Source organism: Maribacter sp. MS6, from assembly GCF_056839185.1.
On record NZ_CM166389.1, the window covers coordinates 1,243,369 to 1,267,389 of the forward strand.

Genomic DNA, 24,021 nt, shown 5'->3' on the forward strand with positions numbered 1-24,021 from the left:
AGCAGTCAAACGACTTAAAAGTTGCTCTCAATTGTATTTCGTGATATTATTTTCCGAAGATTACCTCTGGGATGGAATACTTCTCGATCCGCAACTAAGAAATAGGTACTATAGTTGATAGGGTTCAATATCTATTTCCAAATTTAAGAGATGGCCTTAAACCTAAAATAATATTTATGGCCAGTGGTAAAATTTGCGTCCTATACGGTTATGAATTAGCCGATTACCCCCGTTTTGTTCTCAAATGTTGTTTCTTGCTCTTTATGCAATACGGATACTCCAACTAGGGTAAGTCCAACATACAGTGGAAAAACGTAACTCATAAGACTAAGACTTGTTATGGCTCCTACTAAAGATCCAACTACTGTTAGTACTCCAATACTTAATACTACTGCTTTTGTTCTGTCGATTGTTTTCATGATTATTTGATTTTAAATAGTTAATTGATTTTTGTTTCAAACCGTGTGCTATACTTAAAAAGCCACTAGGTTTGTTCGATGGTGTAAATCTAAAGGAGAAGTAGGTGATATTACAGTAAATTATGACGAACGGTAGAATGAAACTACCGAACGGGCATTTTGCTTAACCGAAACATAAAATATTGAATGTCAAATACTTATAAAAATATAATTTTATATAAATTCCTTAAAACACCTATAAAATGGGGATTTATAGCGTTTTTAGGGTATTAAAATTATAAGAAGATTTAGTTCTAGTTGCACTTTCTAATTACGGGATTTAGGAGGATATTTCTCAAATATCTTTACCACCAACTCCTCTATTTTTTTCTCTTTAATCATTGGTGAATCACCTTCTTTATATGGAGATTCACTTATGGCTTGCCAAATCAATAGATCCTTTTTAGCATCTACAAGGTCAATTTTGATCTCTCTAGCAACGTTGGGGCCACCTACGGGAATACCAACCGAAATTCCACCGCCTACAGCACCGCCGCCGCCGCCAAGTCCCACGCCAACCGCATTAGTAGCTTGGCCCCTTAGTACGGTACTTTGAATATTGATGAGCATATCCGGTTCCTCCGAAAACAATAAACCCTTCGATTGCAGGATAGCGTCCATAGCATTCATTAGCCGTCTTTCATCCAACTGACTGAGTCCGGTTTCTATATCTGCAAAATAACCATACGTAGTATAGGCAGAAAAGTCTGTCGTCTTATCGTAATCATAATTTACACGTGTAGCACCGCATGAAACCATTAGAATTAACAGGACTAAAAGACTTAGATGTTTCATAATTATGAATTTGAACCAAGTTACGTAAAAATCAAACTTCCTCTTTGTTGTCTACAGATTTTGTAAGCGCAGATGATATAATGCCCGTAGGAATAGCGACAATACCTAAACCTATCATCAATATAAAAAATGTAAATACTCTGCCTCCTACCGTAATAGGGTATACATCTCCATAGCCTACTGTCGTTAACGTAATAATTGCCCACCAAAGACTATCGAAGATAGATGAGAAATGCTCGGGCTGTGCCGCGCTTTCAAAATAATAAATACCTACGGCAGAAAAATAAATGAGTATGAGGGTAACAAAAAGAAATAATAGAATTTCTTCTTTTGCCCTATTGATAGCTCTAGAAAAATGTGCCAACGCACGGTTGTATCGCATAAGTTTAAAAATTCGGAACAAGCGCAAAAACCGTAGGGCACGTAAGGACCGTAAATCTACTCCCAAGGCCAAATAAAAAGGCAATATGGCCAAGAAGTCGATAATACCATAAAAACTAAAAATAAAGTCACTCTTTTTATCCGAACAATAGATACGAAGAATGTATTCTATCGTAAAAACGACTACACAGAACACTTCGATAATACGCAGCACTATTCTGGTAGTTGGCTCCAAATCTGGAACGGTCTCAAATGAAAATGAGATAATGGAAACTAGAATTAATACCTGAATAAAATAAGCAAATCCCCTGCTCTTGGGCGTATCATTTAGCTCAACAATACTTTTAATATACTGTCTCATTTTATCGCTTTAAATTTAAACACTGAGCATGGCCCAAAGTTTATCCTTAAGCTCGGTAATACCTAATTGAGCAACTGAGGATATAAACATAAAGGGCACACCGTTAAGATCTTTATCCAATTCCGTGCGCATTTCGTCCATGAGTTCATTATCGAGCATATCGCTTTTGGAGATGGCTATCAATCTTTCTTTATCCAGTAACTCGGGATTATACCTACGGAGTTCATCCAATAAAATTTCATATTCCTTGCTGATATCTTTACTGTCCGCAGGAATAAGAAACAACAAGGTAGAATTTCGTTCTATATGCCTTAAAAAATAGTGTCCGAGCCCTTTGCCTTCGGCAGCACCCTCAATGATACCGGGAATATCGGCCATGACGAAACTCTTAAAATCTCTGTATTCTACAATACCTAAATTTGGTTTTAGCGTTGTAAATTCATAATCGGCGATTTTAGGTTTTGCGGATGTGATTACAGATAGCAAGGTAGACTTACCCGCGTTTGGAAAACCTACGAGGCCCACGTCTGCCAATACTTTAAGCTCTAGAATAAAATCCTTTTCCTGACCATCTACACCAGGTTGGGCATATCTTGGCGTTTGATTGGTAGCTGTCCTAAAATGCCAGTTACCACGACCGCCCATACCACCTTCCAAAAGTACTTTCTCTTCCCCGTGCTCGGTTATTTCTGCAACAACTTCTTGGGTTTCCCCATCCTTAACTATGGTTCCCAAAGGCACATCTAAGTAGACATCTTCTCCATCGGCGCCAGAACTTCTATTCTTGCTGCCATGCGCACCATGCCCTGCTTTAAAATGTTTTTTGAACTTGAAATTAATGAGTGTCCATAGGTTTTGATTGCCTCGTAGAATAATATGACCTCCACGCCCTCCGTCACCACCATCAGGGCCTCCTTTGGTAATAAATTTTTCTCGGTGTAGATGCACAGACCCTTTGCCTCCTTTACCGGAATTTAAAAACACCTTTACGTAGTCTACAAAATTACCTTCAGTCATGAAGTTTACTTTAGGTTATGGGAAAACGCCCAATACGAATACAAAAATAAAGAAAACGAAAGGGGGAGAACCTATTAATAGTCAAATAAGGCTTTTAATACTTTTAAGGTAAAGAATCATCTAAATAGAAAACGTAAATCAAATAGCCAATAGAAACAAGAATAAAAACTAGCAGTACAAAACCACCCACTGTCAAACATCCTCTTAGGGCAACTTTGGGTCCTATAACTTCTTCGGCCATTGAACTATGATTTATCTATCCTTATTTTAACAATGTTTACAGGCCATCTACCACTTTGGTCAATCGCTCTGTAATCTCTTTTATAGTCCCTATACCATTGACACTGTGAAATTTATGCTGCTCCTTATAGTAATCCTTTAAAGGTGCCGTTTTTTGATTGTACTCGTCAAAACGATTTCTAATCTTACTTACATCTTGATCGTCCGAACGGCCGCTTACTTTTCCACGCTCCAATAAGCGTTCTATCAAAATCTCATCATTGGCATCAAGTGCTACCGTAGCATTAATTTTCATATCCTTGGATTCCAAAAAATTATCCAAGGCTTCCGCTTGCGCAACAGTTCTTGGAAAACCATCAAAAATAAATCCGTCTGCCTCTGGATTTTTATTCACCTCGTCTTCCAACATTTTAATAGTTACTTCATCTGGCACCAAATCGCCCTTATCCATGTAAGATTTGGCCAATGTACCTAATTCCGTATTGTTTTTAATATTATATCTAAAAACATCTCCGGTAGAAATATGTTTTAAGTTGTACTTTTCTTTCAAAAATTCCGCTTGTGTACCTTTACCGGCACCTGGTTTTCCGAACAAAACGAGGTTAATCATGTGTTTATAGTTTAATTGGTATACTTCTTTTAAATTTCTGCCCAGCTCCTTATAATCTAAACCGTAACCTACAATAAAGCGGTCTGGTATTTCAAGTCCAAAATAATCTATGGCGTACTCCCCATTATACACTTCAGACTTATAGAAAAGACTGGCAATCTTGAATTCCTTTACATTCGTATTTGAAAATAAATGTACTAGCTCCTTTAAGGTACGACCGGTATCTATAATATCTTCCAAAATAATTACGCTCCTACCCTCAATATTATCTGGCAAGTCTAAAAGTGTCTCAACAATACCAGTGGAAGTTAAGCCTTGATAAGAACTTAATTTAACGAAGGAGACTTCGCAAGGATGTTGATAGGCTTTCAAAAAATCCGACACAAACATAAATGAGCCATTCAAAACACCAACAAATATGGGTGTTTGCTCTTTATAATCCTCAGCAACCTTATCTGCAATGCGTTTTACCGCCTGCTGAATTTCCTTTTCACTTAGGTAATGTTTAAAAAACTTGTCGTGGAGCTGTATCAATTTTACACCATTATTTAAGTTGGTAAATATAGCATTTTGACCTGTGTTTTTGGAGCTTAGGGAAACGGATTCTGAGATTTAACCGTATTTTTGTAACTAACAAAGAAGATTTCTATTCAAAAAAGTCGATTACCATATGGACTATTTTTCGTCAGATTTTAAATTGGGTATTTTAGGAGGTGGACAATTGGGCAAAATGATGCTCTATGAAACACGAAAATTTGACATCCACACCAAAGTGTTGGAGAACTCAACCGAAGCGCCATGTAAAATTTCTTGCGATGAATTTGTATTGGGAGATTTAATGGATTACGATGCTGTATACAATTTTGGGAAACAGGTAGATGTGCTAACCATTGAAATAGAGAATGTAAATCTAGATGCACTGGAGAAACTAGAAGATGAGGGTACAAAAGTATATCCGCCCACCAAGGCATTGCGAATTATACAGAATAAAGCAAAACAGAAATTATTCTATGTAGACCATAATGTTCCCACAGCAGATTTTTCAAGGTTTGCCTATGCCAGCGAAATAGAGGATAGTATTGATAACGGAGGATTGGAATTCCCCTTTGTTTGGAAAGCAACAAAATTTGGATATGACGGTCAGGGTGTAAAAGTGGTACGTTCCATGAAAGATGTAAAGGGTTTACCACCTGGAGAATGTATTGCAGAGGAAATGATCCCATTTAAAAATGAGCTTGCCGTTATCGTGGTTCGAAGCCCAAGCGGCGAAGTAGTTACCTACCCTGTTGTAGAAATGGAATTTCACCCAGAAGCGAATCAAGTAGAGTACGTAATTTGTCCGGCCAGAATTGATGGTACTGTAGCCAAAAAAGCTCGGGAAGTAGCCCTACATGTTTCGGAGAAAATTGGTCATATTGGAGTTTTGGCCGTAGAGATGTTTCAAACGAAAGAGGATAAGATTCTAGTTAACGAAGTAGCCCCAAGACCTCATAATAGCGGACATTATAGCATAGAAGCCAGTTACACCAATCAATTTGAGCAACATATAAGGGCTATTTTAGATTTACCCTTAGGTAAGACGGACAGCAAAGTAGCGGGTATTATGGTAAACTTGGTTGGTGCAGAAGGACATACCGGTGACGTAGTTTACGAAAATATTGAAGAAATAATGGCTATGGAAGGTGTTACACCGCACATCTATGGCAAAAAGCAAACCCGCCCATTTCGAAAAATGGGACATGTTACCATTGTGAACGAAGACATAAATGAAGCACGGCGGGTTGCTCAGAAGGTTAAGGAGACTATAAAAGTAATCAACAAATAATTATGAGTAAAGTAGCCGTAGTAATGGGAAGCACAAGCGACCTACCTATAATGCAGGATGCAATTGATATCTTAAAGGGGTTTGACATTGAATTAGATGTGGACATCGTTTCCGCGCACCGTACCCCCGAAAAATTATTTGATTTCAGTAAAAATGCCCATTCGAACGGTTATGCCGTGATTATTGCCGGAGCTGGCGGTGCAGCACACCTACCCGGTATGGTAGCTTCCTTATCTCCCTTACCTGTAATCGGTGTTCCTATAAAAAGTAGTAACAGCATTGACGGTTGGGATTCCGTGCTCTCTATTCTTCAAATGCCTGGTGGGGTACCTGTCGCTACCGTAGCCCTCAACGGTGCTAAGAACGCGGGTATTCTTGCAGCTCAAATCATCGGTTCTTCCGATACCTGCGTTTTGGATAAAATCATTCTTTATAAAGAAGGCTTGAAGCAAAAAGTAATTGAAGGCGCGAAAGCAGTAAACGGTCAAAAGTAAGCAGACCTCAGTAGCAGTTGGCAGTGAATCAGCAAAAGATTCACATGCGCATCAACTTAAAATAGCCATAGTTTAATCTAATCATCAAATAAGCTCATCAACATTTTATGAACCCATTATTGTCCCCTTTCGATACAGCTCCTTTTTCAGCGATAAAAAACGAATATTTTAAACCTGCTTTTGAGAAAGCAATGAGCGATGCTAGAGCTGAGATAGACGCAATCACATCAAATTCAGAGGCACCAAGTTTTGAAAATACCATTGAAGCCTTGGAGTTTTCCGGGCAGCAATTAGATAGAATATCAAGTGTTTTCTTCAACCTCAACTCCGCAGAAACCAATGAGGAAATCCAAAAGATAGCACAAGAAATTTCTCCATTGCTTTCTGAATTTGGGAACGATATCACCTTGAATGAAGCCTTGTTCAAACGGATTAAATCGGTTTACGAACAAAAGGATAGTTTACAGCTCTCCGTAGAACAACTTACATTGTTGGATAAACGTTACAAAAGTTTTAGTCGAAACGGTGCTAATTTATCCGAAGACAAAAAGAAACGCCTCCGCGAAATCGATGCGGAATCCTCCAAACTTAAATTACAGTTCGGTGAGAACATACTGGCAGAAACCAACAAATATGAGCTATACCTAACGAATGAGGCTGATTTGGACGGATTGCCCGAAGGCGAGAAAGAAGCCGCAGAACAGCTCGCCCGAACTAAGGGAAAAGAAACCGGATGGATGATTACGCTGGACTATCCCAGCTATATTCCATTCATGAAATATGCGAAAAACCGAGAACTTCGGAAACAATTATCACTGGCTTTTGGCAGTAAAGGATTCCATAAAGACGAATTGGACAACCAAGAAATTGTATTGAAAATTGCGAATTTGAGACATGAGAGAGCAAACCTTTTAGGGTATAAAACACACGCTCACTTTGTATTAGAAGAGCGTATGGCAAAAACCCCTGAGAATGTTGATTCATTTTTATATGAAATCTTAGAAAAAGCAAAATCTGCGGCAGAACGCGAATTTAAGCAACTAGAAGATTTTGCGAAAGAATTGGATAATATAGACCAATTACAGAAATGGGACGGTAATTACTACTCCGAAAAACTGAAACAAAAATTGTTCAGTCTAGATGATGAGCAATTGAAACCCTATTTTAAGTTAGAAAACGTAATCGATGGGGTTTTTCAAGTGGCCGAAAAATTATTCGACCTACATTTTGAAGAAGTTACCGATATTGATACCTATCATAATGAGGTAAAGACCTATCGCGTTTTTGATGCCTATAAAAATCTCATCTCTCTATTTTATGCCGATTTTCATCCTAGATCAGGAAAACGAGGTGGTGCATGGATGACTTCCTTCAAATCGCAATGGAAAAAAGATGGTGAAAATGTGCGTCCGCACGTTAGCAATGTCTGTAATTTTACCCCATCTACAAAAAGCAAACCTTCCTTATTAACCTTCAATGAGGTGACCACGCTCTTTCATGAGTTTGGTCATGGCCTACATGGTATGTTGGCAAACACCACCTACCCTAGCCTATCGGGAACCTCGGTGTATTGGGACTTTGTGGAATTACCGAGTCAGGTCATGGAAAACTGGTGTTATGAAAAAGAAGCGCTGGAACTTTTCGCAAAACATTATGAGACAGGAGAAGTAATTCCAATGGAACTAGTCCACAAAATAAAAGAATCAGCAACCTTTCAAGAAGGTATGCAAACCCTACGGCAATTGAGTTTCGGGTTATTGGACATGTCGTGGCACGGTGCAGATCCATCCGAAATAACAGATGTAAAAGCACATGAAACAAAAGCTTTTGCTGGTACGAAACTATATCCAGACACTCCAGAAACGTGTATGAGCACCTCATTTGCACATATTTTCCAAGGTGGTTATTCCTCGGGGTATTACAGCTACAAATGGGCAGAAGTATTGGATGCCGATGCTTTCGCGTATTTTAAGGAAAAAGGCATCTTTAACAAAGAAGTCGCTGAGAAATTCAAGGAACATGTGCTCTCAAAAGGCGGCACCGAAGACCCTATGATTTTGTACAAAAGATTCCGTGGTGCTGAACCTAAGGTAGAAGCCTTGCTTGAAAGAGCAGGACTATTATAAAAATGGAGCTTTCACCACATAATCCCAGGCCTACACAACAACAAATTTTGAGTTAGCGACTTGTCGTCTAATTTAGTCATCTAAATCGTTGCTTTAACTGTTTAAAACAACAAGTAATTAAAAAATAGATGAAAAAGTTTATCCTACCCCTATTAACCTTTTTGGTATTCGCCTGCAGTACGGATTCTGAAGACGTATCTTATCTCACGAACGAAGAGTTGGTAAACGGTGCTCCAAGTATTGTTAGTCAGTCTTTTGAAGTTGACGAACACGCAGTAGCCGGAACCGTAATTGGTAACGTTCAGGCCTCTGATAATGAAGGTGATATACTTACGTATTCCATAGATTCATCAGAAAACATTATAATCAACGAAACAACAGGGATTTTAAGCATTGGTGAAGGTCTCAAACTAGATTTTGAGTCTACAAGTAGTTTAAATTTTACGGTGTCTGTTTTTGACGGTACCTCGATATCCGATGCTGATATTACTTTGAACATAGCAGATATCAATGAATATGACGCCCTAAATGAAAGTCAAAAGGAGCTTGTTTCACATTTTAAGCACTTAACTCTATTTCAAGACCCTACATCGCCTACGCAGACCATTATGCGAAAGTGGGACGAACCTATGAAATTATATCTATTAGGTAACGTTCCAGAAGCGACACGTACTATGGTACAAGAAGTAATAGCGAATTATAACATGCTTTTGGCGTCGGGTAGTTTTACCATTTCATTGGTTGACATTGCCTCTGAATCTACCGCACAATTGTTCTATGGAACTAAACAAGAAACAGAAAGTGTTTTCCCAAACATGTACGAACAAATAAAAGATCTGACCTTAGACGGGTATGCCATTAGTTCCTTTACCGGAAACTCTTACAGGAGTGCAGATATATGGATTTCATCCCAAACTGCTGCACTTTTTACACATGAATTGGGTCATGCATTAGGATTGGGACATTCCAACCTTTGCGATGGCGACAGCCCAAGCGCCATGTGTTCTACCATTTCTCCCAACAATGAGCTTTTGGATATAGAAAACGATGTGATTAAATTCTTTTATAGCGAAGATATGCCAACAGGCTTAAATGAACAGGAAATAGAGGATACCCTTTCCAACCTGCTATTGTTGGAAGACTAATTCCTCCCTCTTCAAAAAACTAAAAACATCCAATTATGTATTATAATTGGATGTTTTTAGTTTCATCAGCACGTAAAGCATTATAAGAACTTTGAATTAATACAAACGATTTGGTCCTAAGTAATCCATATAAATATCCAAACTTTGCATGAATACGCTAGCGGTACCAAAAGCAAGATTCTCTTCTGCGGCGAATAAAACCTTATTATTTTCGCCCATCAACTTTACGTTTAGTGTATCAGGTTTTCTATTTAAAATAATGTACGATGGATTACCCCTAACATTACCTCCGGTGAGCATTACGGTACCATCCTTTAGTTTCCCATTATCAAATACTGCCTCGTATTGCACATCTCCGTTCATGTCATAACTAATCACCGTACCATCTAAGTTACTGCCGTTCACAGTATAGCTTAGCCTCTTTTTATCCGAATCGCCGTAATATGCAATAGTTTCTTTTTCCTTACCTCCTACATAATTTGAAATTCTTTTACCGTTATCATCATAACTGATGCGCTTTACCAACATTCCCGCCTCATAAGTTTCTTTAATTGGGTTTTTGGCAGAAAAAACGGTCGTTACCCTTGTGCCAGAAATTGGAGCCCCATTTTTATAAACCAGCTCTCCAATTAGCTTTTTGTTTTTATCATAAAAGGCAGCTAAACCGTCCAATAGACCGTTGTTGAAATTCTCTGTCTTTACCAACCCTCCGTTATAGTTGTAATACTTAAAAAGTCCATCTTCCTTGCCATTTAGAAAATTACCGTCTTCCATAATACTCCCGTCATAATTATATTTTCTATAGCTACCATTTCGGTCACCTTCCTTTATCGTATAGCTGGTGCGCTGTTTTCCATCATAATACGTTCCTTCCCAAGGTTGGCCATCCTTAAAAGTGACTTTTCCCAAACGTTCACCTTCACGTGAATAAAATGATGCACAACAACTGACATCAATATCCTCTACTAAAACAGGATTAATTTGCCCAAAAGAAGTATTTGGACCATACTCGTAACGCTGTAATCTAAGTTGTTCCCCATTTTTTAGGGTTTCCATTCGTTTAATTTTATCGGAGTCAGCAAAAAACTCATAGACCGTTCCTTCTTTTCTCCCATAGTCGTATTGCCCTATCTCTTTTTCCTGCTCGTCATAAAACACGCCAGTAGTTTCCTTATAATCCTTAAATCCTACTTCACTTTGTTTATTTCCGTTACTATAACATCGAATCTCGTTGATTCGTTTATACCCATTGGGCTCAAAAAATTCTACTTTTTTAAAAGTCGCTGTTTCGTTCTCCGCAATTTGGCGTTTTCTATAGCTGGTACGTTGGGTTACGTAACCGTTTGAATACCTTTCAATTGCATTTACGTCCCCTTCATAATCTATAGTATATCGGTCTCCGTTCATTGGTTTGGGATACCCGTTATCATCTAATAAATTAATACTGCCCAACAACGATCCATCTTTAGCGTAAAAGGTTTCCTTAACCAATGTTTTTTTGCTGAACATAACCTCGGTATTATAGTAATTATTGATCTCCGCTATCAATTTACCTTCCCTATAGGTGGTTATGCGATCGCCAATAATCTCTGTTCCAGTTATTGGAGCCCAGTTCTCGTACACCATTCTGGCAATTTCTTCGCCCTCAGTATTATAACTTATTTGCAACTCTTTTTGACCATTATTATAACTAGTACTGCTCATAGGTTTCTGGTTTTCGTAGAACTGTTCTTCTTTTACCAATTTTCCTCCAATATAAGTTCTAGCACTACGTACGAGTTCTGCTTTGTACTCCTTATAACTGGAATAGAATGTATACTCCGTACCGTCTATAGGTTTCAAATAATTGTTTTCATAGTCATAGTTGATTTTTCCAATGACTTTTCCATCGGGACTGTAGTACGTTTTCGAAAGTTCGTTTTCCAACGTAAGTTCTTCCCGCAGCTGATCTTTACAATAGTAGAAAGTGGTCCCCATTCTTTTTCCATTTGGATAGTATTGAATTTCCATAGGCCGCATAGGCGTTTTATAATAGGAGACCTCCACTCCTTTAATTTCACCGTTGGGCAAAGATTCTCGCTTTCCAATAAGTTTTCCGTCAACATCAAAATACTTTATCAATACATCATACTGTTTACCAACGCTATACCTTTCGTAACGTACGCCTTTTATGTCCTTAGCATAAATTATGTTTACCGTGGTATCTCCTCTCATTTCTGAATAGTAGCGTCTGCCGTTGTTCAACTTGCCGTTTGTCTTTCCCGAAACCATTCTCCCGTTCTCGAATATCGCTTTTATCTTTTTATCTTGAAGCCTTGATATATATTCCCCGTCCAATCTATTGTTTTTGTATGTGCCTTGTTGTAAAATACTACCGTCCTCGTTATACCAGGTTACTGTTCCTTCCCAAAAATCTTTTTCGGCATTGTTAGAAAGTCCGCTCATTTGCACGGCACCAGAACTATAGAAGTCTTCTATCCGATAAAAACTACCTTCCTTTTTTACTGGCGGACGAAAAAAAGCGGCACTATCTTTTACCGTGGTTTTCCAATTGGCGTCATAGTACAATGTGTCTTGCTGTGCCATTATTATTGTTGACAAAAAAAGCATTGCAAACATTACTAATCTGCCCCTATTAATTAAACTAGCCTTCATTATCTTCCTGTTTACTATGTTATTTATCAAAATCTCTGCTTTTAAAGTTCTTCATTGGATTACAAAGCTATAGTATCCATATTAGGGATACACCCCTGTTTTCCGTTAAATTTATTTCATAGTTGCTAAGGCGAAATTATCTTTTGCCCAATTCCCTAAGATAGCCCATAAGTGTTGGGGTATCTGTATGGTTTGGTTTTATAGCATATACCTTGTCACGTTCCAGATATGGATTTACATTCGGCATATGTTCATCAAAGAGGTAGAGACTATACTGCCCTTTGCCCCAAATGACCAGCTCGTTATACTTTTCTATAGGCAAAGGCACACTATGATCTAATTTACGTTCTGTTGTGGAGGCCAAATAACAACCTAAATCATTTAGCTGATAATACGGATTATTATTCTCGATACTTCTAAAACTTCGTCCCACTCCATTTTTAAGGATAAATTTTCTCAATTTTCGAAAGTCCTTTACCGAAAAATCATCGGTTACATCTATATACTTTGAGGCGGTTATGGATTTCCAATCATCCAACAAACTATAGGTTCCTTCGGGGAAGGACTGTTTTCCCTGCATCTTGAATTTTACGTCCGTCCCTTGCCCAAAGCGCACATATCGTTCGTCTATCCGACCAGTTTGTAGGTTATATTCAAAAGAATCCATATACGGGTAACTCAAATTGCCTTTATCATCCGCATAAAAAGACATCTTGCGCAACTCTTTTTCATCATCATATTGCAAGAACAAGGTAGCGTTCAGGTTTCCCTCTTCTTCATAAAAGTTCGTGTGGGTCAAACGTAAGGGAGCCATATCCGGAACCAAACTTTTTGCACACATCAAGGAATCCAATCCGGCTTTGGCAATATCCTTATATGGTTCTACACTAATTAAATCATGCTGCTGTATCCTGATTTGTCGGTTTTGCCTATCGATATGAATTTCTGCTGATTTGGCGGCAATGGGAAGGTTCTCCTGAGATAAAAAAGAAACCAAGGCTACGAGTACTATTTTTACTTCTTCCATATATTCTGTTTGTCCGTATTTTTTAACTTTTAAAAATTTTACTATTTTGGGATAGATTTTATGGCGAGGCAACTTTCTAGTAGGTTTGGTCTTGACTCCCTTTTTTTACCAAATCGCAACCATAACCATATCTTTTTAAATTATTGCAGAACAAATGGTAGTTTTGCTTAACCTCCTATTGGTCGTCCATATGCTAACGAGATTATGTATTCATTATTTTAAAAATCACTAGCTGTAACTGTTGCCCTAGCAACATACCGAACAAAAAGGATATTGCTCAAAAATACGAGGAGAAGAGCAGGCAAGCAACCCTGTATACAGGGGGTCCTTAGACAAAGGTGTTTTTAAGGCCGACAACTGTCATTAAGCTAAATAAGTAAAATCAATAGACCGAAGCCCAATGACCAAGTCTCTATTGAACGAAAAAGGTACTTTTGAAAACGTAAAACAAGCTAAAAGATGTCCACGACATACGATAAAATTACTGCGTTCCATTATGCGGCCTATAGACCAGGACTTCACCAAACCATTTTGCACAATTGCCTAGGAAATAAAAAATTTGAGCGTGGCTTAGATATTGGTTGTGGTACAGGCGTTTCTACCATTGCCCTAAGAAATTTCTGCAATGATGTAATTGGCGTAGACCCCAATGAAAAAATGCTGTCACAAGCGGTGCCAAAAGATAACCTGAACTACCAATTAATGGTGGGTAACAAACTACCTTTTGCCAATAACTCTTTTGATATTTGTACATACGCAGGTGTTTGGTGGTATGGTAAAAGTCAGGCGCTATTGGACGAGACCCTGCGGGTCAGCACCAAAAACGGAGCTATTTTACTTTACGATTTCGAAGTGGACCTCAGCACTTTTTATAATCGTATGGACCTTGTTCCAGCAGACTTAAAAGGTTATGATCACAGTTCAAATTTTGAAGGTTTAGCTACGGCCAAAGTTACAGCTACGTCTAAAAAAACAGATAGAAAACAGTTGTTACTCTCACCTTCTGAACTAGCCCATTTGTTATGTTCCGAACAACAAATTTACAATCAACTAGCGCAGAGGTTTTCCAATGATGATGCTTTTAATCATCTAGTGCAGTACATAATTAAATATTTTGGACAATCTAATATACCTATCACGGCAGTGACTTATTACACCCATTATAAATTATAGGATACAATGGCGACTTTCTCTTGGGACTAGAACAAAAGGCTTCTAGTTTATTCGATAATTGTAAGGACTTCCACTATTCTATTAGTTGTTTAGCACTCCATTTGGATAAGAACCCAAATAAAAATTTTGGCTTTGTGTAAATAACTGTAGCATTTCATGCTTTACGGGCAAGTAAAAAACCATAGACGCATGCCAGTAATTATTATTCCCAACATATCCACGGCCTACGAATCGGATTCTAGCTATTCCGCTTTCAAAATCTTCCAAGCAAAAACTTGAAGGACTATACTGAATGTTAGTTCCAAGTTTATCCTTAGGAAAATTAAGAATATCTTGAAAGTTCTTAATTTCTTCAATATCTATTTGGTAGTTTTCTATCATTTCTCTTACCCAAGCGTCTTTCTTAAAAGCCTGAACTACATCTTCCTCTTCAAAAAGGCTTAACAAACTTATAGGTTCCCCTGTTTCTATGGAAATAGTTTGTACACCTAAGGATGTACCCATCTTAATACAACGTTTCTCTATACTTTCAAAAGATTCATAACTGTAAAAACTACCTACTAGCGACAATGGATTATAGTAGGATGCATATTTTGATTTGCATTTTGATTTGTACACATCCTCCTGTTCTTCAAATAAGTTCTGATCCGTTTGGGTGTTGTACAATTCCGTACCATTGTACATCGCTTTGTTTTGGTAAATTAAAAAATCCTTCCTTTTGTACAACAGATGATCAGACAAAGGATTCGCTTTCCATTTACGTAATTTCTTTTCCAGTGCTTTCGCCTCTTTTTTATCCAAACCGTTCATGGAAAACATACCGCCAGTTATTCCCATCAACATATGAACGCTGTGCATAATTTTGTTATCCAAAACCAATGCTACTCTAGTTGGCACTTGCTCTTGACTAAACTTTGTTATAGTTTGAGTTCCCTTTTCGCTCAGCTTAAATGTTATGGAATAAGTATCATCTGTGCCTAACATTTCCGAACGAACACGCACAACCTCTCTCATTGAAAGAATGGCTGGCAGTTTAATAAAAAACTCTGTACTACTATTTTCTTTCTTTAACAAGATTCCATTAAAAGTATCGTCAATCTCATAAAAACCTGCTACCAAGTCTCGCGAAAAGCCAATGATTGTGTTAAAAAAAACTATAAAAACAAAAGCTGTTCGCATAAAAAAGTAGTTTATTTGACTTACTATATCCTACAATTTAAAATGGACTTACAGAAGTAGACATTAAGACCAACAGAAGTTATTGATCAATTTTTTAGCGCTAGAACCGCATCGTAACCCCCTTCTAGATTAACTACGTTTTTGTAGCCTAAGGATAGTAGTTTTTCTTGGGCTTGGCCACTTCTACCGCCTACTTTACAATATAGATAAATAGTCTTTTCCTTATCTATCCCATCAAATTGTTGCACAAAATTAGTATCGAACCAATTAATATTCTGAGCATTTTTTAGATGTCCAGCCTTAAACTCTTGTGGTGTTCTCACATCTATCAAAACAACATCTGCAGGGATGTCATTTAAAAACTCGTTGATAGGTTTGGATTTAGATTGCGAGCAACCAAGATTCACAACTAAAACAAAAAAAACTAGGAAGTATACCGTTTTCATAAAGGTGCTCTTTGTTCAAAAATAATCAAAAGTCACAGATGACTGTAACTATATTACGATAAAACATTGCGGATTTTAACCTTAATCGTCTATTTTTGACGGGTACAAAACTTATGACGCAACATCAACTACAACCCGATCTTTGGGTAGACTCCTACGCAGATTACTTGTTTAACTTTGCGGTTGGCAGGGTCAGTGATGCCGAAGTGGCGAAAGACTTGGTATCCGAAACTTTTTTGGCCGGACTAAAATCTGCAAAGAACTACAAGGGAGATGCCGCAGAACGCACTTGGTTGATTGCCATTCTTAAACGAAAAGTCATTGATCATTATCGTAAATCAAATTCCAAAAAAGGAAAAGCCGAGGTTCGTATAAATTACAGCAACGCTAGCGATTCAGAAGGCGATTGGATGGAAGAACAAGTAGCTGACCCATTTAGTACTTTAGAAAATAGTGCGATGGAAAACGAGGAATTAGGGTTGGCCATACAGGAATGCATCTCTAAATTACCACAAAAACAGGCTCGCGTTTTTATACTGAAAACAATTAATGGTGTAAGTACCGAAGATATTTGTAAAGAACTAGGCATTAATCCGTCTAACCTTTGGGTTATGATACACAGGGCAAGAACAGCCTTGATGGATTGCCTGAATAAAAACTGGTTTTAACTATGATTTCTTGTGATAAAGCTGCAACTATTTGCAATAAGACCCAATATAGGGAAGCTACTTTTTTGGAAGTACTGAAACTGCGCTTTCACCTGTTCATGTGCAAGACGTGCTCCAAGGCTACGGAGCAGAATACTAAGCTTACTATACTTTGTGAAAAGGCAAAACTACAAAGCCTATCGGTCGCAGAAAAGGTAGAAATGAAAGAACGGCTTAAGAATCAACCTTAAAACTGCGCAAACAGCAGTACCATTATATACCACACTATAGGTATGGATTCTACAACAAAGGAAGAAAAATAGGTAAACTGCTTTCGCTTTGTGGCGTACATTAAACCTCCCAATAGTAAGAATAACAACCCCTCTACAACCGTATAGAATACCTGTAGCTCATCCTTTAAATAGCTAACAAAAAAGAATATTACGGCCAAAAAGGAGCCAACTATTTTTGTGTTTGCCACACCATAGCGTTGTGGGAGTGTTTTTAATTCTGGACTATCATAAGGCAAATCCCTAATTTCAAAAGGAATCAAGAGAATCAAAACAAAAATAAACCGCTGAAAAGCAATTACCTTAACATCCCAGGAAAAGGTATTGCCGCTAACTAAAACCGGAAGCAAAACCGTAGCTCCCGTCCAGACCAAGGCCACAATAAAAATCTTAAAACCGCCCAGACTTCTGAGATTTCTTGCACGAGGCAATACCGGGATCGCATACAATGCAGAAACTAGTGCCAAAATAGTTATCCCCAACCAAACTTGTAAGGTTAAAAAGTTAGCATGATACAGCATGCATAGTGCAGAAATAATACTAAGAAACTGAATTTTTTTCTGATAGCGATTGGCCACCATTAGGTACTTTTTCGCCTCTACACCATATTTAACAAAATTATAGCATACAATGGTTCCAAAAAAAAGAAACCAAGAAAGGTGCAAATCTAAAGAAATGTTTAAGGTAAGCGCCGTAACGCCTACTAAGGCCAATACTGAGAAGGCAACGTGTATACTAGCATCTAGATAAAAATCAAAAACACCTTTTAGCCTCTTCATTAAACAAAAATAGCCAAACTGTTTATAACCTCTGCCTTTGGTTAAGAACTTTAGACCTAAGCCCTTAAAAAAGGGGCATTTAGCACAAAATTAATTCTTAATTTTGTTGGACTAAAATCAAAAAACATGAAGACAGACGTGTTCGCATCCCGCCATATTGGTATACGTGAAGGAGACCTGCACCATATGCTTAAAACTGTGGCTGTAGAAAATTTGGAACAACTCATTTCTGAGACCATTCCGTCGGAAATACGGTTAAAAAAACCATTAGAATTAGCTGCTCCTTTGAGCGAGCATCAATTCCTTGGTCATATTGAGGAATTATCCAAAAAGAATAAAGTTTTCAAATCCTATATCGGGTTAGGATATCATGAGAGTTTAACACCGTCGGTCATCAAAAGAAATATTTTAGAAAATCCAGGATGGTATACGGCGTATACGCCATACCAAGCGGAAATAGCGCAAGGCAGATTGGAAGCTCTTTTGAACTTCCAGACCGTAGTGACCGACCTTACCGGTATGGAACTCGCTAATGCATCATTGTTAGACGAAAGCACTGCTGCAGCAGAAGCGATGACCATGTTGTACGATGTGCGTTCTAGAGATCAGAAGAAAAATGGGGTATTAAAATTCTTTGTATCCGAAGAAATATTACCCCAAACATTATCCTTGTTACAAACCCGTTCCACGCCTTTAGGCATAGAACTGGTTATTGGAAATCACGAGGAATTCCAATTCGGAACCGATTACTACGGTGCGCTGCTACAATATCCCGGAAAACAAGGCCAAGTAAACGATTACAGCAATTTTGTAGTAAAAGCAAAAGAAAGTGATATCAAAGTAGCGGTTTCTGCCGATATTTTAAGCCTCGTCTTACTGGCACCTCCGGGCGAACTTGGGGTCGATGTTGTTGTGGGTACCACGCAACGTTTTGGAATTCCATTAGGTTACGGCGGACCCCATGCTGCTTTTTTTGCTACAAAAGAAGCCTATAAAAGAAACATTCCAGGACGCATCATTGGCGTAACCAAGGATACCGATGGTAAGCCTGCGATGCGTATGGCGTTACAGACGCGCGAACAGCATATTAAACGCGATAAGGCAACGTCCAACATTTGCACGGCACAAGTTTTATTGGCCGTAATGGCGGGTATGTATGCGGTATTCCATGGTCCAAAAGGGCTAAAATATATAGCGGACAAGGTACACGCCTCTGCTGTTACCCTTGCAGATGCCCTGGAGCGATTGGGACTTTATCAGACCAATTCTTCGTATTTTGATACGATTACGGTAAAAACAGATGTGGCCAAGTTAAAACCCATTGCAGAACAACACGAAATCAATTTTCTATATAGCGATGCGCAAACCGTTTCCATATCGGTAAACGAGGCTACCAGTATCACCGATTTGAATGCTATTGTTTCCGTATTCGCCAAGGCATTGGAAAAAGATAGTATTGAAATAAGTGAGCTATCCTCTGAATCGGCTATTTTGAAAAGCGTTCAGCGTACCGCGCCTTTCATGGAAAACCAGGTATTTAATTCCTATCACTCCGAAACGGAACTGATGCGTTATATCAAAAAGTTAGAGCGTAAGGATTTAGCTTTGAACCATAGCATGATTTCCTTGGGAAGCTGCACTATGAAGCTAAACGCAGCCAGCGAAATGCTTCCATTGAGCCATAGTAACTGGGGAAATATCCACCCATTTGTTCCTGTAGACCAAGCCGAAGGTTACCAAATAATGCTGAAAGAACTGGCAAAAGACCTAACAACGATAACCGGATTTGCAGATACTTCGTTACAACCCAACTCTGGAGCACAAGGGGAATATGCCGGACTTATGGTCATACGGGCCTATCATGAATCTCGTGGGGATACCAATAGAAATATCTGCATCATTCCTGCCTCCGCACATGGCACTAATCCCGCATCTGCTGTAATGGCCGGCATGAAAGTAGTGGTAACCAAAACAGATGAAAAAGGAAATATAGATGTAGCAGACCTTGAGGAAAAAGTACAACAGCATTCGGAGAACCTAGCCGCTTTAATGGTTACCTATCCGTCTACGCACGGGGTTTTTGAGTCTTCCATTAAACACATCACAAAGTTGATACATGATAATGGCGGCCAGGTATATATGGACGGGGCCAATATGAACGCCCAGGTGGGATTAACACATCCTGGCAATATCGGAGCAGATGTTTGCCACCTAAACCTGCATAAAACCTTTGCTATTCCTCATGGAGGTGGTGGCCCAGGGGTAGGTCCTATTTGCGTTGCCAAGCAGTTGGTTCCATTTCTTCCTACAAACCCATTAATTAAAACAGGAGGTAAAGAAGGAATTACAGCGATATCAGGAGCGCCTTGGGGAAGCGCATTGGCTTGTCTTATTTCTTATGGATATATAAAAATGCTTGGGGAATTTGGATTGCGGCACTCTACAGAAATTGCAATTCTAAACGCCAATTATATCAAACATAGATTAGATGGCAAATATGATGTATTGTATACAGGCGAAAAGGGAAGAGCTGCTCATGAAATGATTATAGATTGCAGACCCTTTAAAGCGAATGGTATTGAAGTTACCGATATTGCCAAACGTTTGATGGATTATGGCTTTCATGCCCCTACCGTATCCTTTCCGGTAGCAGGAACCATGATGATCGAACCTACTGAAAGCGAGTCGCTTTCCGAACTAGATCGTTTTTGTGACGCCATGATCTCTATTAAGGCTGAAATAGATAGCGCGAACCAAGATGATACGAGCAATATCCTGAAAAATTCACCGCACACCTTGGATATGGTTACCAATGACACGTGGGACTTTCCATACACCAGGGAAAGAGCGGCATTTCCATTACCTTATGTGAGGGATAATAAATTCTGGCCCTCTGTTAGAAGAGTTGACGATGCGTATGGAGACCGTAATTTAATTTGTACTTGCGAACCGATAGAAACTTACGCAGAAGCTTAAGCATAGCAAAAAATCAGTGAGTAAAGGGTCTTCAATGTATTTGAAGGCCTTTTTTAGTATTGTAAAACCCAAATTAGAGATGTTGAACATCGTAATTATTCCTATGCACGCATAGGAATAGGCACTTCTTTAAAGTATCTTTTGCGATACTAACTAAAAAGTAATCAAATGCCTATCGGAATAACGGGAACTGGAAGCTACGTGCCGGCCCAAATTATAAAAAATGAGGACTTTGAAAAACATGAATTTCTAAATACGGACGGCACCTCCTTTACGCTGGAAAACCCAATTATAATTGAAAAATTCAAAGCAATTACAGGTATTTCCGAAAGACGCTATGCAGAAAAAAACCTGAACACTTCAGACCTTGCTTTTCTAGCTTCGGAGAAAGCTTTATTGGATGCCGGCATAGATAAGGAGGAGCTGGACTATATTATTTTCGCACATAACTTTGGTGATGTTGCCCACGGCCAATCGCAAAGCGATATGCTGCCAAGCCTTGCCTCGCGGGTAAAGCACTTGCTGCGCATAAAAAATCCCAAGTGTGTCGCTTACGACATGCTTTTTGGCTGCCCTGGCTGGATTGAAGGTGTAATACAGGCAAACGCATTCATCAAAAGTGGCATTGCCAAGAAGTGCCTTGTCATAGGTGCGGAAACCCTCTCCAGAATAACAGATCCTTATGATCGTGATTCCATGATCTACTCTGATGGTGCCGGGGCTACTATTGTGGAAAAGAAAGAAAATGGAGGCGAGATTATTGCACATGCCAGTGCCACTTACACCTACGAAGAGGCCTATTTTCTTTTTTACGGAAAATCCTACGAATCATCTGCACCGGAAACCAAATACATAAAAATGCACGGGAGAAAAATATATGAGTTCGCCGTGAGCAATGTACCCAATGCAATGAAGAGTTGTTTGGACGAAAGTGGAATTCCAATTGGTGAGGTAAAAAAAATACTCATCCATCAAGCGAATGAAAAAATGGATGAAGCCATTGTAAAACGTTTCTATAAAAGTTACGGCCTAGAAATGCCAAAAGGTATTATGCCCATGAACATTGGCAAATTAGGCAACAGTTCTGTAGCCACAATCCCAACTCTTTTGGACATGTTGCTAAAAGGAAAACTTTCCGATCATACCCTTTCGAAAGGAGATGTTGTTATCTTTGCAAGTGTTGGTGCAGGAATGAACATCAACGCCATTGTTTATAGGGTTTAAAATAGTTTCAAGTTTCTTTAGTTTTAGGCCAACAACCTGTCAAACATAAAACAGCCTGAAACTTGAAACCCAAAACTTGAAACCCAAAATATGTACGAGAAAACTTATCCTAACAAACGTTTTACCAAAACCATGGTATTTCTAGAAAAATATGTTAGTAAGGAGGAATCCATTTTAGATTTGGGCGTACCCAATCCGCTTTCTAAAATTATGATAGATAGAGGTTTCTTGGTAAAAAATACAAGTGGGGAAGATCTGGATATCGATTTTGGTTCAGTAAACGATTTTGAAGGGGATGTAGTTACGGCCTTTGAAATCTTTGAACATCTACTGGCACCGCTCAATGTTCTATCAGAAATTAAGGCGAATAAACTTGTAACCAGCATTCCCTTACGGCTCTGGTTTTCCCCGGCATATCGCAGCAAGACCGACCCATGGGACAGGCATTACCATGAATTTGAAGACTGGCAGTTTGATTGGCTCTTGGAAAAAGCAGGCTGGGAAATAAAAGACCGTTTAAAATGGACCCATCCAGTTAAAAAAATCGGTATCCGACCTATACTTCGCCTTTTCACTCCGCGGTACTATCTCGTTTACGCCGAACGAAAAAATTCTAACACTTAAATCCGATACCATAATGAACATCATCGCAACTTTGTATTGGATTATCACATATACCATTAGGCACTTTTAACATGAACTACTATGTTATCATACCTGCCCATAACGAAGCTGCATTTATTCGCAACACCTTGGACTCTTTAGTCAAGCAAAGCCTGAAACCAAAAAAGGTAGTGGTAGTCAATGACCATTCTACCGATGAGACAGCTTCAATTATAGCAGACTATTTAACCAAAGATTCCTTTTTTCTTCAACTTGATACTAACTCAGTTGCCGAACACATGCCGGGTGGTAAAGTAATAGCAGCTTTTAACAAGGGCCTAGCTTTGTTAGACGAAAATTACGATTTTATGGTTAAGCTAGATGCGGATATCATACTGCCAGAAAACTATTTTAAAACTATAGCGGAAGTATTCCGTAAAGACCAAAAAATAGGTGTGGCTGGAGGATTTATTTACGAACAGGATGCAAAAGAAATCTGGCAACTAAACCACCCTATGAACAAAGCACATGTTAGAGGTGCTTTTAAAGCCTATTCCAAAGCTTGTTTTAAAGCCATAGGCGGACTCCAATGTGCTATGGGATGGGATACGGTTGATGAGCTCCTGGCACAGTACCATGGATTTAAAATCCATACAGATGACTCACTAAAAGTGAAACATCTAAGACCCACGGGAAAAGCATACAACAAAAAGGCCAAAGGCTTACAAGGTAGCGCCATGTACACCATGCGCTATGGCTTTTGGATTACATGTATCGCATCTTTAAAAATGGCACTGCGACAGAAAAAATGGACTGTTCTTAGCGATAACCTGAGGGGTTATTTTAAGGCCAAAAAAAGCAAAACACCATTTTTGATATCCGAAAAGGAAGGCGCTTTCATAAGAAAATTACGTTGGGCGAACATCAGAAAAAAAATAATCGCATAAAAAAACCGCCTCTTGGGGCGGTTTTTGACTTTATAAATTCGGACTATATTAGAAGCCCAATTCCTTTTTAACATCGGCCAAAAGATCTTTGCCTCTTGCTACGATTAGCCCAGCGCCTTGCTGTGCGTCTATCACATAATCAAAGCCTTGGGCAGCGGCAACTTTTTCAATGGCTGCCTTCGCCTTTTCAGAAATTGGAGCGAACAACTCCGCTTGCTTTTTCTGAAACTCTTGTTGCACTTTTTGCTGCGCTTCCCCTATATTCTTTTCAAAACCTTGAAGCTCGATTGCTCTTTTTTCGTTCTCCTCTTTTGTTTTGCTCGCAGCTTCGTTTTGATATTGTGTTACCTTATTTCTAAGTTCCGTCATAGAACCCTGAATATCTGCATTGTACGTCTCCTGTAATTTCATTAGCTCTGCTTCGGCCGCTTTCATTTCTGGCATAGCCCCTAACAACTGTGTTACATCTATGTGTGCAACTTTACTCTGAGCATTTACAAAACTAGTGGTTGCTACGAACAACATTAATGCTACTGCTACTTTTTTTACCTGTTTCATGAGTTAAAATTTAATTCTTCTTTGAGTGTTAATTAATGGTTTCTAAATTTAAAATCTACTACCGT

Annotated in this window: 22 protein-coding genes; 11 read left to right on the forward strand and 11 right to left on the reverse strand. The window is 38.8% G+C overall.

Features of this window, described 5'->3' with window-relative positions; genetic code table 11:
- Positions 1–215: 215 nt before the first annotated feature.
- The 5 genes from MS6x_RS05650 to MS6x_RS05670 form a co-directional block, all read right to left on the reverse strand.
- Complete coding sequence (locus MS6x_RS05650) at positions 216–419, reverse strand: hypothetical protein (RefSeq protein WP_482605953.1); 204 nt, start codon at positions 417–419, stop codon at positions 216–218.
- A 306-nt stretch (positions 420–725) separates the two neighbouring features.
- Positions 726–1,253, reverse strand: coding sequence for a DUF4136 domain-containing protein (locus MS6x_RS05655; protein WP_482605955.1), 528 nt, complete (start codon positions 1,251–1,253; stop codon positions 726–728).
- Positions 1,254–1,284: 31 nt separating this feature from the next.
- A complete protein-coding gene (locus MS6x_RS05660) occupies positions 1,285–1,995 on the reverse strand; it encodes an ion transporter (protein ID WP_482605957.1) in 711 nt (236 codons plus the stop codon).
- A gap of 15 nt (positions 1,996–2,010) precedes the next feature.
- Positions 2,011–3,012, reverse strand: a complete 1,002-nt coding sequence (gene obgE, locus MS6x_RS05665) for a GTPase ObgE (RefSeq protein ID WP_482605958.1) — start codon at positions 3,010–3,012, stop codon at positions 2,011–2,013.
- 277 nt (positions 3,013–3,289) lie between these two features.
- Positions 3,290–4,396: an adenylate kinase gene (locus tag MS6x_RS05670; RefSeq protein ID WP_482605959.1), complete on the reverse strand. Its 1,107-nt coding sequence runs from the start codon at positions 4,394–4,396 to the stop codon at positions 3,290–3,292.
- A gap of 136 nt (positions 4,397–4,532) precedes the next feature.
- Here MS6x_RS05670 and MS6x_RS05675 point away from each other — a divergent pair, with 136 nt between their 5' ends.
- From MS6x_RS05675 to MS6x_RS05690, 4 genes are all read left to right on the forward strand, one after another.
- The gene (locus MS6x_RS05675) at positions 4,533–5,687 is read left to right on the forward strand and encodes a 5-(carboxyamino)imidazole ribonucleotide synthase (RefSeq protein WP_482605961.1); all 1,155 of its coding nucleotides are present in this window, start codon (positions 4,533–4,535) and stop codon (positions 5,685–5,687) included.
- A gap of 2 nt (positions 5,688–5,689) precedes the next feature.
- The gene (purE, locus tag MS6x_RS05680) at positions 5,690–6,181 is read left to right on the forward strand and encodes a 5-(carboxyamino)imidazole ribonucleotide mutase (protein ID WP_482605962.1); all 492 of its coding nucleotides are present in this window, start codon (positions 5,690–5,692) and stop codon (positions 6,179–6,181) included.
- Between the two features lie 107 nt (positions 6,182–6,288).
- The gene (locus tag MS6x_RS05685) at positions 6,289–8,307 is read left to right on the forward strand and encodes a M3 family metallopeptidase (RefSeq protein ID WP_482605964.1); all 2,019 of its coding nucleotides are present in this window, start codon (positions 6,289–6,291) and stop codon (positions 8,305–8,307) included.
- Positions 8,308–8,435: 128 nt separating this feature from the next.
- Positions 8,436–9,452 carry a hypothetical protein gene (locus tag MS6x_RS05690; protein WP_482605965.1) on the forward strand — a complete coding sequence of 339 codons (1,017 nt, stop codon included), beginning with the start codon at positions 8,436–8,438 and terminating at the stop codon, positions 9,450–9,452.
- A gap of 96 nt (positions 9,453–9,548) precedes the next feature.
- Here MS6x_RS05690 and MS6x_RS05695 read toward each other — a convergent pair whose 3' ends face one another.
- Both MS6x_RS05695 and MS6x_RS05700 read right to left on the reverse strand, forming a co-directional pair.
- Positions 9,549–12,038: a toxin-antitoxin system YwqK family antitoxin gene (locus tag MS6x_RS05695; RefSeq protein ID WP_482605966.1), complete on the reverse strand. Its 2,490-nt coding sequence runs from the start codon at positions 12,036–12,038 to the stop codon at positions 9,549–9,551.
- A gap of 205 nt (positions 12,039–12,243) precedes the next feature.
- Positions 12,244–13,134 (reverse strand): hypothetical protein, encoded by an 891-nt coding sequence (locus MS6x_RS05700; RefSeq protein WP_482605967.1) that lies wholly within the window; start codon positions 13,132–13,134, stop codon positions 12,244–12,246.
- A gap of 459 nt (positions 13,135–13,593) precedes the next feature.
- On the opposite strand from MS6x_RS05700, the gene MS6x_RS05705 reads away from it, so the two are divergent.
- Positions 13,594–14,307, forward strand: coding sequence for a class I SAM-dependent methyltransferase (locus MS6x_RS05705; RefSeq protein WP_482605968.1), 714 nt, complete (start codon positions 13,594–13,596; stop codon positions 14,305–14,307).
- A gap of 81 nt (positions 14,308–14,388) precedes the next feature.
- Here MS6x_RS05705 and MS6x_RS05710 read toward each other — a convergent pair whose 3' ends face one another.
- Together MS6x_RS05710 and MS6x_RS05715 are read right to left on the reverse strand one after the other, a co-directional pair.
- A complete protein-coding gene (locus MS6x_RS05710; protein WP_482605969.1) occupies positions 14,389–15,486 on the reverse strand; it encodes a SecDF P1 head subdomain-containing protein in 1,098 nt (365 codons plus the stop codon).
- 86 nt (positions 15,487–15,572) lie between these two features.
- The gene (locus MS6x_RS05715; protein ID WP_482605971.1) at positions 15,573–15,932 is read right to left on the reverse strand and encodes a rhodanese-like domain-containing protein; all 360 of its coding nucleotides are present in this window, start codon (positions 15,930–15,932) and stop codon (positions 15,573–15,575) included.
- Between the two features lie 113 nt (positions 15,933–16,045).
- On the opposite strand from MS6x_RS05715, the gene MS6x_RS05720 reads away from it, so the two are divergent.
- Together MS6x_RS05720 and MS6x_RS05725 are read left to right on the forward strand one after the other, a co-directional pair.
- Positions 16,046–16,600, forward strand: coding sequence for a sigma-70 family RNA polymerase sigma factor (locus MS6x_RS05720; RefSeq protein WP_482605973.1), 555 nt, complete (start codon positions 16,046–16,048; stop codon positions 16,598–16,600).
- Between the two features lie 2 nt (positions 16,601–16,602).
- A complete protein-coding gene (locus MS6x_RS05725) occupies positions 16,603–16,830 on the forward strand; it encodes a hypothetical protein (RefSeq protein ID WP_482605975.1) in 228 nt (75 codons plus the stop codon).
- On the opposite strand, the gene MS6x_RS05730 is transcribed toward MS6x_RS05725, so the two are convergent.
- Complete coding sequence (locus MS6x_RS05730) at positions 16,827–17,648, reverse strand: UbiA prenyltransferase family protein (protein WP_482605977.1); 822 nt, start codon at positions 17,646–17,648, stop codon at positions 16,827–16,829. The two genes, MS6x_RS05725 and MS6x_RS05730, sit on opposite strands and share 4 nt — an antisense overlap.
- 126 nt (positions 17,649–17,774) lie before the next feature.
- Between MS6x_RS05730 and gcvP the strand changes: the two genes are divergently transcribed.
- From gcvP to MS6x_RS05750, 4 genes are all read left to right on the forward strand, one after another.
- Complete coding sequence (gene gcvP / locus MS6x_RS05735; protein ID WP_482605979.1) at positions 17,775–20,624, forward strand: aminomethyl-transferring glycine dehydrogenase; 2,850 nt, start codon at positions 17,775–17,777, stop codon at positions 20,622–20,624.
- A 168-nt stretch (positions 20,625–20,792) separates the two neighbouring features.
- Positions 20,793–21,848 (forward strand): 3-oxoacyl-ACP synthase III family protein, encoded by a 1,056-nt coding sequence (locus MS6x_RS05740; protein WP_482605981.1) that lies wholly within the window; start codon positions 20,793–20,795, stop codon positions 21,846–21,848.
- Positions 21,849–21,938: 90 nt separating this feature from the next.
- Complete coding sequence (locus MS6x_RS05745; RefSeq protein WP_482605982.1) at positions 21,939–22,472, forward strand: class I SAM-dependent methyltransferase; 534 nt, start codon at positions 21,939–21,941, stop codon at positions 22,470–22,472.
- A gap of 71 nt (positions 22,473–22,543) precedes the next feature.
- Positions 22,544–23,398 (forward strand): glycosyltransferase family 2 protein, encoded by an 855-nt coding sequence (locus tag MS6x_RS05750; protein WP_482605984.1) that lies wholly within the window; start codon positions 22,544–22,546, stop codon positions 23,396–23,398.
- 48 nt (positions 23,399–23,446) lie between these two features.
- Here MS6x_RS05750 and MS6x_RS05755 read toward each other — a convergent pair whose 3' ends face one another.
- A complete protein-coding gene (locus MS6x_RS05755) occupies positions 23,447–23,956 on the reverse strand; it encodes an OmpH/Skp family outer membrane protein (RefSeq protein WP_482605985.1) in 510 nt (169 codons plus the stop codon).
- Positions 23,957–24,021: the final 65 nt, after the last annotated feature.